14 protein-coding genes are annotated in these 13,312 nt (G+C 45.4%); 7 read left to right on the top strand and 7 right to left on the bottom strand.

Features of this window, described 5'->3' with window-relative positions:
• Window positions 1-65 precede the first annotated feature (65 nt).
• Together cysQ and nudE are read right to left on the bottom strand one after the other, a co-directional pair.
• Window positions 66-920 carry a 3'(2'),5'-bisphosphate nucleotidase CysQ gene (gene cysQ, locus EDC16_RS10430; protein ID WP_132967792.1) on the bottom strand — a complete coding sequence of 285 codons (855 nt, stop codon included), beginning with the start codon at window positions 918-920 and terminating at the stop codon, window positions 66-68.
• Window positions 921-932: 12 nt separating this feature from the next.
• A complete protein-coding gene (nudE, locus tag EDC16_RS10425) occupies window positions 933-1,493 on the bottom strand; it encodes an ADP compounds hydrolase NudE (protein ID WP_132967791.1) in 561 nt (186 codons plus the stop codon).
• A 196-nt stretch (window positions 1,494-1,689) separates the two neighbouring features.
• Between nudE and yrfG the strand changes: the two genes are divergently transcribed.
• The 6 genes from yrfG to pckA all read left to right on the top strand — a co-directional run bounded on the left by yrfG (window position 1,690) and on the right by pckA (window position 6,134).
• On the top strand, window positions 1,690-2,358 hold the full coding sequence (yrfG, locus tag EDC16_RS10420; RefSeq protein ID WP_232517245.1) for a GMP/IMP nucleotidase: 669 nt from the start codon (window positions 1,690-1,692) through the stop codon (window positions 2,356-2,358).
• 3 nt (window positions 2,359-2,361) lie between these two features.
• Window positions 2,362-2,742: a ribosome-associated heat shock protein Hsp15 gene (hslR, locus tag EDC16_RS10415; RefSeq protein WP_132967790.1), complete on the top strand. Its 381-nt coding sequence runs from the start codon at window positions 2,362-2,364 to the stop codon at window positions 2,740-2,742.
• A 71-nt stretch (window positions 2,743-2,813) separates the two neighbouring features.
• Window positions 2,814-3,056 carry a type II toxin-antitoxin system RelB/DinJ family antitoxin gene (locus EDC16_RS10410; protein ID WP_132967789.1) on the top strand — a complete coding sequence of 81 codons (243 nt, stop codon included), beginning with the start codon at window positions 2,814-2,816 and terminating at the stop codon, window positions 3,054-3,056.
• Window positions 3,046-3,339, top strand: a complete 294-nt coding sequence (locus EDC16_RS10405; protein WP_132967788.1) for a type II toxin-antitoxin system RelE family toxin — start codon at window positions 3,046-3,048, stop codon at window positions 3,337-3,339. The genes EDC16_RS10410 and EDC16_RS10405 overlap by 11 nt, the downstream gene beginning before the upstream one ends.
• 106 nt (window positions 3,340-3,445) lie before the next feature.
• A complete protein-coding gene (gene hslO, locus EDC16_RS10400; RefSeq protein WP_132967787.1) occupies window positions 3,446-4,333 on the top strand; it encodes an Hsp33 family molecular chaperone HslO in 888 nt (295 codons plus the stop codon).
• Between the two features lie 184 nt (window positions 4,334-4,517).
• Window positions 4,518-6,134, top strand: a complete 1,617-nt coding sequence (gene pckA, locus EDC16_RS10395; RefSeq protein WP_132967786.1) for a phosphoenolpyruvate carboxykinase (ATP) — start codon at window positions 4,518-4,520, stop codon at window positions 6,132-6,134.
• 83 nt (window positions 6,135-6,217) lie between these two features.
• Here pckA and EDC16_RS10390 read toward each other — a convergent pair whose 3' ends face one another.
• The gene (locus EDC16_RS10390; protein WP_198362753.1) at window positions 6,218-6,676 is read right to left on the bottom strand and encodes a DUF302 domain-containing protein; all 459 of its coding nucleotides are present in this window, start codon (window positions 6,674-6,676) and stop codon (window positions 6,218-6,220) included.
• 179 nt (window positions 6,677-6,855) lie between these two features.
• Here EDC16_RS10390 and ygfZ point away from each other — a divergent pair, with 179 nt between their 5' ends.
• Window positions 6,856-7,806, top strand: a complete 951-nt coding sequence (gene ygfZ / locus EDC16_RS10385; RefSeq protein ID WP_132967785.1) for a tRNA-modifying protein YgfZ — start codon at window positions 6,856-6,858, stop codon at window positions 7,804-7,806.
• A 55-nt stretch (window positions 7,807-7,861) separates the two neighbouring features.
• On the opposite strand, the gene galU is transcribed toward ygfZ, so the two are convergent.
• The 4 genes from galU to alaS all read right to left on the bottom strand — a co-directional run bounded on the left by galU (window position 7,862) and on the right by alaS (window position 13,221).
• Window positions 7,862-8,749 carry a UTP--glucose-1-phosphate uridylyltransferase GalU gene (galU, locus tag EDC16_RS10380; RefSeq protein ID WP_132967784.1) on the bottom strand — a complete coding sequence of 296 codons (888 nt, stop codon included), beginning with the start codon at window positions 8,747-8,749 and terminating at the stop codon, window positions 7,862-7,864.
• Window positions 8,750-8,842: 93 nt separating this feature from the next.
• On the bottom strand, window positions 8,843-10,210 hold the full coding sequence (locus EDC16_RS10375; RefSeq protein WP_132967783.1) for a phosphohexomutase domain-containing protein: 1,368 nt from the start codon (window positions 10,208-10,210) through the stop codon (window positions 8,843-8,845).
• Between the two features lie 16 nt (window positions 10,211-10,226).
• Entirely contained in the window at window positions 10,227-10,412 is a 186-nt protein-coding gene (csrA, locus tag EDC16_RS10370; protein ID WP_132967782.1) for a carbon storage regulator CsrA, read from the bottom strand.
• 184 nt (window positions 10,413-10,596) lie between these two features.
• Window positions 10,597-13,221 carry an alanine--tRNA ligase gene (alaS, locus tag EDC16_RS10365; protein WP_132967781.1) on the bottom strand — a complete coding sequence of 875 codons (2,625 nt, stop codon included), beginning with the start codon at window positions 13,219-13,221 and terminating at the stop codon, window positions 10,597-10,599.
• Between the last annotated feature and the right edge of the window lie 91 nt (window positions 13,222-13,312).

Below are 13,312 nucleotides of genomic sequence, written 5' to 3'. Positions count from 1 at the left end.
TGAATTCTTGCCGTCAATCGCTTATTATACGCTTATCGTCTATTTCAGGCTCAGCATTTGATCATTTACGGTTTATTACACTGTTTTTCTACATTCGGTTTAAGATGCTGTTGAAAACGCACCACCTTTCGCCACGGAAACGCCGCATTGCCTAGCATAATAAAATCAGGGTTGATCAAGGTATTCCGCCGATTATAGCTCAGGGGCTCGCCGTATAAATCCACGATTTTACCGCCGGTTTCACGCAAGATACATTCAACCGCAGCGGTGTCCCACTCACCGGTTTTGCCCAAACGAATATAACAATCGCTACGTCCTTCCGCCACCAGCGCACCTTTTAGACCACTGGATCCGTAACGCAACAGTTGATATTCAAACTGATCTCGAAAACACGCCAACACCTGATCTTGCGCCACATTCTGTCCAACAACAATTCGAATCACTTCATCACTTGGGGGGCAAGTTTGTAAACGACTAATCACGCCGTTTTGCTGCTTATAGGCGCCAAATTTATCCATTGCGTAAAATGCCAATCTTGGCACCGGGGAATAGACAATGCCCAACGTTGGCTGATGATCTTGCACCAAGGCGACTAGCACTGAAAATTGATCGGTCTTTTGCAAAAACTGTTGTGTACCGTCCAACGGATCGACCAACCAATATTGTTGCCAATGGCGACGCTCGCTGAATTCAATGGTTTGACTCTCTTCCGACAGCACCGGCACGCCGGGCGTCAACGCTTGCAATTCATCCACCAAAAAACGGCTGGCTGCCAAATCTGCGGCGGTAACCGGCGTATTGTCCTGCTTCAATTCACTGTCGATATCCTGATAATAAAAAGTCAACAGCAGCTCGCCTGCCCGTTTGGCAATCGACAAGGCGGCGTTCAGCAGTTCGTTGGTCAAGATAATTTTATTCATAACAACCGCCGTTTATGCTTCTGATTGCGCCGCTAGATGATCGCGCAGCAGGTAAAGTGCGGTCAGATTACGCGCCTCACAAAAATCCTGTTGTGACAACAGCTGCTCCAACTCACTGAGCGGATACGCCACCAGCTCTAGCGGCTCCGGCTCGTCGCCGGCCAAGCACGATGGCGTTAACTGTTCAGCCAGAAAAATGTGCATCGGGTTATGCATAAAACCGGGGGAGGTGATTACGGTGCGCAATAATGTCAATTTATCGGCTTTGAAGCCAATCTCTTCCTGCAATTCACGGTTGGCACTTTGTTGCGGCGTTTCGCCCGGATCCATCAGCCCTTTGGCAAAACCCAGTTCATAACGTTCGGTACCGACCGCATACTCTCGTACCAATAATAAGTGGTCTTGGTGAATTGCCACCACCAAGACCGCACTTCGCTGGCTGGGTTTAAAACGTTCGAATGTTCGCCGCTCACCGTTGGCAAATTCTAAGTCTACCGCTTGGATTTCAAAAATTTTCGATTTGGCAGCAACAGAGAGAGAAAGGATTTTGGGTTTTTGCCGAGTTTCACACATGCTGGCTCCTGCGGATTAACTATAAATCCCGGTAACAATAGCATATAATCAGGCTTGGTGACCAGAAGATGTTGATAGCAACACCATCATTTTGGAGTATTTCCGCTGCACTTTCATGACAACGTGCGGTCACATTGTCCGTGGCATTTAGCGGCCAATAACCCATGATAACAAAAAGCATAAACAAGGATTAAGCGTGAAAATCATCGATTGGGATAACATCGATACCATATTATTTGACCTGGACGGCACCTTGATCGACCTGCATTTAGATGCCTATTTTTGGAAACAGCTGGTGCCGCAAACCTATGCCGACAAAGAGGGCTTGGACGCACAAACTTGCCACGCCCGGATTCAACAACTGTATCGCGATATTGAACACAGTATGCAGTGGTACGATATTGATCATTGGGCGAAAACATTGGATTTGCCGATTCGCGAAATGCAGCGGCAGCACGCTCTCAACACCCAAGTGCGTTCGGGAGTTTACCCGCTGTTGGAGTCATTGCAAAAATTAGACAAGCAGTTGATTTTACTGACAGATTCACATCCTTTTAGCCTACAGGTAAAAATGGACAACTGCAATCTGAGCAGTTATTTCGAGCAACTACTCTCGTCTCACCAATTCCAAAGACCGAAAATGCACAGCGCACTGTGGCAATCGGTATATCAACACTGTCAGCTCAATCCCGACCGCACTTTGTTAATTGACGATATGGAGCCGGTGTTAGATCAGGCTAAAAGCAATCAAATGGCGTACACATTAGGCATCACAACACCTGATTCGCAACAACCGCCAAAGCAATTTAACAACCACCCAAGTATCACCGATTTTCAGACTTTATTAGGCTCGTTATCAGGATAAAAAATGGAACAGGTCAGATTGGACAAATGGCTGTGGGCGGCCCGTTTTTATAAAACCCGCTCGATTGCCCGCGAGATGATCGACGGCGGCAAGGTGCATTATAACGGACAGCGAAGCAAACCCAGCAAAATCGTCGAAATCGGTGCAATGCTGAAGTTGCGTCAAGGCAGTGATGAAAAAGAGGTGGAAATTTTATCCATCTCCGACAAACGCAACGGCGCAGCACAGGCACAGTTGCTATATCAAGAAACCACTGCCAGCATCACCAAACGCGAACAAATCGCCGCCGCCCGTAAAGCCAACGCTCTTTCCATGCCCAACCCCGAACGGCGCCCGAATAAAAAAGAACGGCGCGATTTGATTCGGTTTAAGTATCAAGAATAGCCAATTCTTACTTGAGTGTAATGCTATTTTGCATTACAATTTATGCTGATAATAAAACGAAAGGAGCTAATATGGCAACGTTAAATATCCGTTTAGATGATCAGTTGAAGCAAGATGCCTATCACGCATTACAAAAAATGAATATGACTCCGACCGAAGCCGTTCGAATCTTGTTTCAATATGTAGCACAAAATAAAAAATTTCCCATTCAGACCGTTATGCTCAACGACGAGGATTTAGCATTACTTGAAACCGTACGCTATCGACTAAATAATCCTGAGCAAGGTATCAAGGTAACTTTAGATGAGCTATGAACTGGTTTTTGATCCAAGAGCATTAAAAGAGTGGCGAAAATTAGGGGAAACAATCAAAGTTCAACTTAAAAAGAAACTTTTTGAAGTCCTAAAAAATCCTAAAATTGAAACCAATCGATTACGGGAATTTCCAAATTGTTACAAAATTAAATTACGCACTTCTGGGTATCGCTTGATCTATCAAGTACAAGATGAAAAAGTAACAGTTTTTGTGATTGCTATTGGTCAGCGTGACAGTGAGAAAGTCTATAAAAATACGCAAAAACGAATCGGCACATATTAAGAAATTAGACTAGGAAATGAGATCAACCCATTATTTGTTCCCCTTGCAAATCCACAAAACACCCATATATACAAGCCAAACATAAATAAATCACAATGGATAAAATATGACCGAATTTAAAGCTTACCAACCAGACAATGACACCCTGCACCGCTACCTGTTTCAGCAAAAAGCGGTGCGTGGCGAATGGGTGCGCTTGAACCGCACTTTTGAAGAAACCTTGAATACCCATCATTATCCGAAAGCGGTACAGAATCTACTGGGCGAGATGCTGGTAGCGACCGGTTTATTGACTGCCACGCTGAAATTCGAAGGCGATATTACCGTTCAAATTCAAGGAGATGGTCCGTTAAAGCTGGCGTTGGTCAACGGCAATCATCAGCTGCAATTGCGTGCATTGGCACGGGTGGAAGGCGAAATTGCTGACGACAGCAGCTTGCAGCAGATGATCGGCAAAGCAGTGTTAGTGATTTCTATCAACCCAAAACAGGGCGAGCGTTATCAAGGGATTGTCGAATTGAGCAAAGCGACAATCAGTGAGTGCCTACAGGACTATTTCGAACGCTCCGAACAACTGAAAACCGCACTTTTCATCAAAACCGGTGAGTTTGAAGGCAAACCGGTTGCCGCCGGTATGCTGCTGCAAATTATGCCGGACGGTAGCGGCTCGTTGGATGATTTAGACCATTTGCAGATGCTGACCCACACGGTTAAAGCGCAGGAATTGTTTGCTTTGCCGGCAGAAGAGTTGTTGTACCGACTGTATCACGAAGAAACCGTCGAGTTGTTTACTCCAAGTGCGGTCAGCTTCCACTGCGGTTGCTCCGCAGAGCGCTCCGGGGCAGCACTATTATTGATTGATGATGCTGAAATTGATGAAATTTTGCACGAACATAATGGCAGTATTGATATGCAATGCGAATGTTGTGGCACCCACTATTTTTTCGACAAACAGGCTATCGAACAACTTAAACAAAATTCGAACCGTGCCTAAACAATTCCTTAACAGGAATACCTAATTCTATTAAAAAGCGCGACGCAACAAGGCTCGCGCTTACTTTTTTTCTGATAACTATGTTGAATAGTTTGATCCAGCTAACATTTTTATTTCTGTTTTTCTTCTACAATAACTGCGGAATTTAATTTTAATAACTTACTCAAAAACAGAGGTAATAAAGATGACAGATGTAGCTTCAGTAGTAAAAGAATTGGCCGTATTGGGAATCCACGATGTTAAAGAAGTGGTATATAACCCAAGTTATGAATTCTTGTTTGAAGAAGAAACCAAAGCAGATTTACAAGGTTACGAAAAAGGCACATTGACCACCACCGGTGCAGTAGCGGTCGATACCGGCATTTTCACCGGACGCTCACCGAAAGACAAATATATCGTCTTGGACGAAAAAACCAAAGACAGCGTGTGGTGGACCAGCGACAAAGCCAAAAACGATAATAAAACCATGACCCAAGAGACCTGGGGCAGTCTGAAAAAATTGGTTGCCGATCAACTTTCCAGCAAACGCTTGTTTGTGATCGATGCCTTCTGCGGCACCAACCCTGACACCCGTTTAGCAGTGCGGATCGTGACTGAAGTGGCATGGCAAGCGCACTTTGTGAAAAATATGTTTATCCGCCCAAGTGATGAAGAGCTGAAAGGCTTCAAACCGGATTTCACGGTATTAAACGGATCAAAAACCACTAACCCGAACTGGAAAGCGCAAGGCTTGAACTCGGAAAACTTTGTGGCGTTCAACCTGACCGAAGGCGTGCAACTGATCGGTGGAACTTGGTACGGCGGCGAGATGAAAAAAGGCATGTTCTCAATGATGAACTACTTCCTGCCGTTAAAAGGGGTAGCGTCAATGCACTGTTCTGCCAACGTTGGCGAAGATGGCGATGTTGCGGTCTTCTTCGGCTTGTCCGGCACCGGCAAAACCACCCTTTCTACTGATCCGAAACGCCGTCTGATTGGTGATGACGAACACGGTTGGGACGATGAAGGCGTATTCAACTACGAAGGCGGTTGCTATGCCAAAACCATCAATCTGTCTGAAGAAGCTGAGCCGGATATTTACCGTGCGATTAAACGTGATGCGCTGTTAGAAAACGTAGTGGTATTGGAAGATGGCACTATTGATTTCAACGACGGATCGAAAACCGAAAATACACGGGTTTCTTATCCGATCTACCACATCCAAAATATCGTTAAACCAGTTTCTAAAGCGGGTCATGCGAAAAAAGTGATCTTCTTGACGGCAGATGCCTTCGGCGTGTTGCCTCCGGTTTCTAAACTGACCCCGGAACAAACTCAATATTACTTCCTGTCTGGTTTCACCGCCAAACTGGCCGGTACTGAGCGCGGCATCACTGAGCCAACGCCAACCTTCTCCGCCTGTTTCGGTGCAGCATTCCTGTCATTACATCCGACACAATACGCAGAAGTGCTGGTAAAACGCATGCAAGCCTCCGGTGCGGAAGCCTATTTGGTCAACACCGGTTGGAACGGAACAGGTAAACGGATCTCTATTAAAGATACTCGTGGTATCATTGATGCGATCTTAGACGGTTCAATTGAAAAAGCAGAAATGAATCAATTACCTATCTTTAGCTTAGCCATTCCGACAGCACTTCCGGGCGTTGATCCGGCGATTTTGGATCCGCGTGATACTTATGCCGATAAAGCACAGTGGCAAGCCAAAGCAGAAGATTTGGCAGGACGTTTTGCGAAAAACTTCGACAAATATACCGACAACGATGAAGGCAAAGCTTTAGTCGCCGCCGGTCCAAAAGCCTAAGTTTAATCAATCATAATGACAAACCGCACTTTGAACAAAGTGCGGTTTTTTATGGGCGAGTAAAGTAATTTCGTTAGGGTTGCTTATTTAGCTGCGCTCACTGTATTGGAAAGCAACTTTTCAGCTCCCGCTAATTTTTGTGAGAGTTCTTGCGGCACTTCATGGCGATTGCCCAGAAATTCCGCTTGATTTAATGAAACAAATACCTTACCGGCTTTGTCTTCCCACACCAACGCTTTCAGCGGCAAATCAATTGCGATTGTTGGATGTTCAATCATAATCGGTGTGCCGACTTTAGGGCTACCAAATAAAACCACCGTCGCCGCAGGCATGGTCAAGCCATTGTCTTGCGCCGCTTTTTGATGGTCAACTACGCCGAAAACCGTCATACCTTTGTCAGTAACCGTTTTTTCAATCAATTCTACGGTTTCTGTCGCATTATATTGACTCGGCACGGTTAATAAACCGTTAGCATTAGGCGCTGCTTGAGCTAAAAAAGGTAACATGGCGATAATCAATCCTGCTGTTTTGCTTAAGTTCATACAATATCCTTGTTTAGTGAAGAACGTGAGTAATGCAAATAAGGATAAAGAGATTGATTGTATAAAAATTGTCATAAAAACTACATAATTTAAGATTTGATCGCATTTTTAACGATAGCCTTTTGCCCTGAAATCAGTGTAGAATCAAGACGACTTATCCATGCTAAAAAGAGAAAACCATGACAATACATTGCCAATACCCACTGATGACAGAAACCCATCCCAACATGGTTTGTGAATTGAGCCACTACCAATTAATTGAAGTGAGCGGTGAGGACAGTGAAAAATTTTTACAAGGTCAGTTAACCACTGATATCAGCAAATTGACGGTCGGAAATTCAACGTTAACCGCACATTGTGATCCTAAAGGCAAAGTTTGGTCAGTGTTCCGCCTGGTTCGTGTTGGCTCGCAGCAATTTTATTTTATTATCCGCAACGCATTGATGCCAACGGCATTGGAACAACTGAAAAAATATGCAGTCTTTTCAAAAGTCAGTTTTAAGCTGGTGCAAGACCGCACTTTAATCGGCTTTGCCGGCAGACAAGCATCGCAAACCATCACAGCCCTCAGCGAGCAACTGCCGAATGCCGAAACGCCGCTGATTCATGCTGATGGGCAGAGTTTATTGTATATTGAACACCCTCAGCCACGTTGGATCTTGATCAGTGAAAGTGCGGTTTTGATCACCCCAACCGTCACTACAACCGCTTGGGATCTGTTGGATATTCAAGACGGCATACCGTTACTAACGGCAGAAAGCCAGAATCAATTTATTCCTCAAGCCATCAATTTACAACTGCTGGAACAAACCGTCTCTTTCCATAAAGGTTGCTATATCGGGCAAGAAACCATCGCCAGAGCCAAATATCGCGGTGCCAACAAAAGAGCACTATTCACGTTGGTAGGTCAATCTGATACCGATCCGAGCCTCGGACAAGCTGTTGAACTGCTGCTGGATAGCAACTGGCGCAAAACCGGCTCCGTTTTAAATTATGTGCGACAGGACGGTGTGTTGTGGCTACAAGTGGTTTTGGCAAATGATACTGAATCAAGTCAGCGTTTCCGCTTAAGCGAGGATAATCCACAACCGCTGTGCTTATATCCGCTGCCTTATACCTTAGAAGGCTAAGCCCTTGAGCTTTCGGGTGGTACTCGCCACCCGATTAGCTTGCGCTATTTTATAACTACAGTGTTTTGCTAAACTGCTGCAAAAACTGCTTAAATTCGCCACCCAATTTCGGGTGTTTGACGCCGTATTCAACAATCGCTTGCAAATACCCCAACTTATCACCGCAATCAAAGGTTTTGCCGCTCATATGAAATGCTTCCACGGTTTCTTGCTCGATAAGCATATCAATTGCATCAGTTAACTGAATTTCATCCCCAACACCGACCGGTGTTTTTGCCAATAAATTCCAAATCGCACTCGAGAACACATAACGCCCGACGACGGAAAGATTTGATGGGGCTTCTTCTTGAGCTGGTTTTTCTACAATGTTATTGATCACCGCACTTTGCCCGGCTTCCAACACCGCTTCACCGCAATCGACAATACCGTAGTTGCTGACATCTTCCACCGCTACCGGCGCCACCATAATTTGGCTGATTTTGGTTTGTTTGAAACGTTGCAGCATGGCGGCCAAATTCTCTTTTTTCTGATCGGCACTGAACTCTGCCAAAATCACATCCGGCAACACCACCGCAAAAGGCTCATCGCCAACGAGCGGTTTGGCACACAACACAGCGTGCCCTAAGCCCTTGGCATTCCCCTGCCGCACATGCATAATCGTAACACCCTGCGGAATAATTGACCGCACTTCTTCCAGCAACTGGCGCTTCACTCGTTTTTCGAGCATAGATTCCAATTCATACGACGTATCAAAATGGTTCTCAATTGAGTTTTTAGAGGAGTGAGTGACTAAGATAATCTCTTTGACGCCTGCATTGACACATTCACTGACCACATATTGAATCAACGGTTTATCTACAATCGTCAACATCTCTTTCGGAATAGCTTTGGTCGCAGGCAACATTCGAGTGCCTAATCCGGCAACGGGAATAATAACTTTCATGTAATATCCTTTTATCATCAGTTTGGTCATTAAAGAAATAGCAAAATCCGCTTTCAGTAACAACCTGAAAGCGGATAGTATTTTACGCTAAAACTACTGTCTGAGTAAGGCTAAAATCTCAGTGGTTTTCTCTTCCATCAGCGCTTTGTCACCACGCGTTTCCAAGTTTAGACGAACCACCGGTTCAGTATTGGAACTACGCAGGTTGAAACGCCAGGTCGGATATTCAATGCTGATGCCGTCCATTTCATCGACTGCAATGGCATCTTTTTCATAGAAGTCACGCACACGGGCAATCGCCACTTGCGCATCTTCCAGCTTGCTGTTGATCTCCCCAGGAGATGGATAAGCATTCAAACGGTCACCGACCAATTGCCCCAAGGTTTTACCCGTGGTGCACAACAATTCTGCCGCCAATAGCCATGGGATCATGCCGCTATCACAATAGAAGAAGTCACGGAAATAGTGGTGTGCACTCATTTCGCCGCCATAAATTGCATCAACTGCGCGCATTTTTTCTTTGATAAACGAGTGTCCGGATTTAGACACCACCGCTTCACCGCCCATTTCTTCAACCAACTCAACGGTGTTCCACATCAAACGTGGATCGAGGATAATTTTAGCCCCCGGGTTTTTCGCCAAGAATGCCTGTCCTAATAGACCGACAATATAATAACCTTCGATAAAAGTGGCGTTTTCATCAAACAAGAAACAACGGTCAAAGTCACCGTCAAAAGCAATCCCCATATCTGCCTTGTTTGCCAGCACCGCATCAATGGTATCTTGACGGTTTTCATGCAAAATCGGGTTAGGGATCCCGTGTGGGAAGTTGCCGTCCGGCTCATTGTGGACTTTAATAAAGCTGACCAACGGCGCATGCTGTTTAAAACGCGCTTCCAATTCGTCAACCACATGACCTGCTGCACCATTTCCGGAATTGATCACCAGTTTTAACGGCTTATTGAAATTCTCTAAATTAACATAGGTTAACAGGTGATCGACATATTCTTGCAACACAGAAAGCTGCTTATACTCACCACGTTTTGCCACATCCGGAAAATTATTCTCTTCAGCTAATTTCTGAATATCGCCTAAACCACTATCAGCGCTGATTGGGCGCGAACCGGCTTTTACAAACTTTAATCCATTGTAATTCATTGGATTATGGCTGGCTGTGACTTCAATCCCGCCATCAACTTTCAGGAACGAAGTCGCAAAATAGACCTCTTCAGTGCCGGTCAATCCCAAATCAATCACATCAACCCCGGAATCAAGCAAACCGTTGGTTAAGGCACTTTTCAGCTCTTTACTGCTCAAGCGAACGTCACCACCGACAACCACTTGCTTAGGCTGTAGAAACTGTCCGAAGGCACGGCCAATACGATAGGCGATATCGGTATTTAATTCATCGCCTAAACGACCACGAACATCATAAGCTTTGAAACATGTTAATTTTGTCATCTGAAAACTCCAATTACTATTGATCTACTTTTTTATCATCTGCTTCTTTAAGACGCTGATATATTTCCTCTCGATGTACCGCAACCTCTTTTGGAGCGTCAACTCCAATTTTCACTTGATTACCGCGCACACTGAGTACGGAGATCGATATATCTTCTCCGATTAGCAAACTTTCACCGATTTTTCTCGTCAGAATCAGCATATATCCCTCTTTGATAGCAATAAAGGTATTATCTGTGGTAAAAAATATTTATTACCGAAAAATAACACATATTGATAATACTTTATTTCATAAAAAAAAGTGAATGGAAAAACCACAAAATGTGCAGTGGCACACAAAAATAAAAACAGGGTCAAAACCCTGTTTTTCATTTGCATTGATTTAATTACAATTTATTTTCCAGCCATGTCTTGGCGCTGGCGAGTGCAATCGCAACATTCTCAAGCTGTGTGCCGCCTGCCATCGCCAGATCCGGACGCCCACCGCCTTTGCCGCCGACCTGCTCTGCCATCAAGTTCACCAACTCACCGGCTTTCACTGTTGCGGTTAAATCCGCTGTAACCCCGACAATCAAATTCACTTTACCGTCTGCCACCGAGGCAAATGCAATCACGGCTGAACCCAATTGGTTTTTCAGGTCGTCAACCATCATCCGCAAGGATTTCGCTTCAACGCCATCCAGTTTTTGCAACACCACTTGTACCCCGTTAATGGTTTGGGTCTGCTTCGCCAAATCATTACCAGCCTGTTGTGCGGCCTTCTCCTTCAACAGTTGCAACTCTTTTTCCGCTCGTTTATTGCGTTCTTGCAATTGATTAATTTTGTCGAGCAAACTGTTGCCATCGGTTTTCAGCAAATCTGCACTTTGCTGTAACACCGCTTGCTGCTGATGCAGCCAATCCATCGCATTTTGCCCTGTAACCGCTTCAATTCGGCGAATTCCGGCTGCAATTGCCCCTTCAGAGGTGATTTTAAATAGCCCTATGTCACCGGTTCTGTTGGCATGAATTCCGCCACACAGTTCGGTTGAAAAATCGCCCATTGACAACACCCGCACTTGCTCGCTGTATTTTTCACCGAACAATGCCATCGCACCTTTAGCTTTAGCAGCGTCTAAATCCATAATTTCGGTTACCACCGGATAGTTGGCACGAATATGTTGGTTGACCAGATTTTCAATGTTCGTTAATTGTGCTTTGCTGATTGCTTCCGGTTGCGCAAAATCAAAACGCAACATGCTATCGGACACCAACGAGCCTTTTTGACTGACATGAGTACCCAGAACCTGGCGCAACGCCGCATGCAGCAAGTGCGTTGCCGAGTGGTTTAACGAGATTTCGGCACGACGTTGGCTATCCACTACCGCATTCAAACTCTGCCCTACCACCAGTTCACCTTGCCGCAACTCCCCGATATGTCCGAACACTTTGCCATATTTTTGCGTATCTTTGACCGTGAAAACCGCACTTTGACTTTCCAAGCGTCCTGTGTCGCCGATTTGTCCACCAGATTCACCGTAAAATGGCGTATTATCCAGCACCACCACCGCACTTTGTCCGGCTTGAATGCGCTCCACTTCTTTGCCGTCATGGAAAATTGCCACCACCTTGCCTAAGCTTTCTGACTCACTGTAGCCTTCGAAACAAGTTTCACCGTCAACGGAAATAACATTACTATAGTCAATTCCAAACTGGCTGGCGGCTTGTGCCTGCTGACGTTGTGCTTCCATTGCACGGTCAAAGCCCGCTTGGTCAATGGTAATCGCTTTTTCACGGCAAATATCTGCTGTTAAATCATAAGGGAAGCCATAGGTATCATAAAGTTTGAACACCACTTCGCCAGGCAACAGATTATCTTCTACTTTCGCCAACGCTTCGTCTAGCAGCACCAAACCACGCTCTAACGTGCGGGCAAACTGCTCTTCTTCTTGGCGTAACAATTTTTCGATTAGCGCTTGATTCTCTTTCAATTCGTTTCCGGCTTCCGCCATCACCTCGATCAAGGTCGGCACCAAGCGATAGAAAAATGCCCCTTTCGCCCCCAGTAAATGACCGTGGCGCACCGCACGACGGATAATCCGGCGTAATACATAACCACGCCCTTCATTGGACGGAATCACGCCGTCGGCAATCAAATACGCACAAGAGCGAATATGATCGGCAATCACGTTTAAAGATTTATTTTTCAAATCAGCAGTATCCGTGATCTCGGCGGCTTTCGTGACCAAACGGCGGAAAATATCAATCTCATAGTTGGAATTCACATGCTGCAATACCGCTGTAATCCGCTCCAAACCCATACCGGTATCCACCGATGGTTTCGGCAACGGCAACATAGCACCATCTGCTTGACGGTTGAATTGCATAAAGACCACATTCCAAATTTCGATGTAACGGTCGCCATCTTCTTCAGCCGATCCTGGTGGACCGCCCCAGATGTGGTCGCCGTGATCGTAGAAAATCTCGGTGCAAGGGCCGCAAGGACCGGTGTCGCCCATTTGCCAGAAGTTATCTGACGCATAAGGCGCGCCTTTGTTATCACCGATCCGCACGATCCGTTCTGCCGGTACACCAACAATTTTATTCCAAATATCATAAGCTTCCTGATCAGTTGCGTACACCGTGACCCACAATTTTTCTTTTGGCAGGTTCAACCAAGCAGCAGAAGTCAGAAACTCCCACGCATATTCAATTGCCTCTTGTTTAAAATAATCTCCAAAGCTGAAATTGCCCAGCATTTCGAAAAAGGTATGATGACGCGCGGTGTAACCGACATTTTCTAAATCGTTATGCTTGCCACCGGCACGTACACAACGCTGTGCAGTAGTAGCACGTTTATAGCTGCGTTGATCTTGTCCGAGAAACACCTCTTTAAACTGGTTCATACCGGCATTGGTAAACAATAGTGTCGGATCATTTTCCGGCACTAACGAGCTGCTGGCGACAATTTGGTGCTCTTTGGTTTCAAAAAAACGCAAAAAATCGCGTCTGATATCTGCTGTTGTTTTCATTCATTTAATCCTGTGGAATAACGTCGCCGTGCTTTGCACCAAGCTCAGCACCACGACCTAACAAATTCTGTAAACTGTTTATTTTCGCATA

The organism is Testudinibacter aquarius, assembly GCF_004342725.1.
Classification (GTDB): domain Bacteria; phylum Pseudomonadota; class Gammaproteobacteria; order Enterobacterales; family Pasteurellaceae; genus Chelonobacter; species Chelonobacter aquarius.
Note: the sequence above shows the minus strand (reverse complement) of the source record. Positions and strands in the feature narration are given on the sequence as shown.

What these genes read in the sequence shown, in the direction of transcription:
- cysQ (WP_132967792.1), bottom strand. Translation starts at nt 920, where the DNA reads ATGAATAAAATTATCTTGACCAACGAACTGCTGAACGCCGCCTTGTCG.
- nudE (WP_132967791.1), bottom strand. Translation starts at nt 1,493, where the DNA reads ATGTGTGAAACTCGGCAAAAACCCAAAATCCTTTCTCTCTCTGTTGCT.
- hslR (WP_132967790.1), top strand. Translation starts at nt 2,362, where the DNA reads ATGGAACAGGTCAGATTGGACAAATGGCTGTGGGCGGCCCGTTTTTAT.
- EDC16_RS10410 (WP_132967789.1), top strand. Translation starts at nt 2,814, where the DNA reads ATGGCAACGTTAAATATCCGTTTAGATGATCAGTTGAAGCAAGATGCC.
- EDC16_RS10405 (WP_132967788.1), top strand. Translation starts at nt 3,046, where the DNA reads ATGAGCTATGAACTGGTTTTTGATCCAAGAGCATTAAAAGAGTGGCGA.
- hslO (WP_132967787.1), top strand. Translation starts at nt 3,446, where the DNA reads ATGACCGAATTTAAAGCTTACCAACCAGACAATGACACCCTGCACCGC.
- pckA (WP_132967786.1), top strand. Translation starts at nt 4,518, where the DNA reads ATGACAGATGTAGCTTCAGTAGTAAAAGAATTGGCCGTATTGGGAATC.
- EDC16_RS10390 (WP_198362753.1), bottom strand. Translation starts at nt 6,676, where the DNA reads ATGAACTTAAGCAAAACAGCAGGATTGATTATCGCCATGTTACCTTTT.
- ygfZ (WP_132967785.1), top strand. Translation starts at nt 6,856, where the DNA reads ATGACAATACATTGCCAATACCCACTGATGACAGAAACCCATCCCAAC.
- galU (WP_132967784.1), bottom strand. Translation starts at nt 8,749, where the DNA reads ATGAAAGTTATTATTCCCGTTGCCGGATTAGGCACTCGAATGTTGCCT.
- EDC16_RS10375 (WP_132967783.1), bottom strand. Translation starts at nt 10,210, where the DNA reads ATGACAAAATTAACATGTTTCAAAGCTTATGATGTTCGTGGTCGTTTA.
- csrA (WP_132967782.1), bottom strand. Translation starts at nt 10,412, where the DNA reads ATGCTGATTCTGACGAGAAAAATCGGTGAAAGTTTGCTAATCGGAGAA.
- alaS (WP_132967781.1), bottom strand. Translation starts at nt 13,221, where the DNA reads ATGAAAACAACAGCAGATATCAGACGCGATTTTTTGCGTTTTTTTGAA.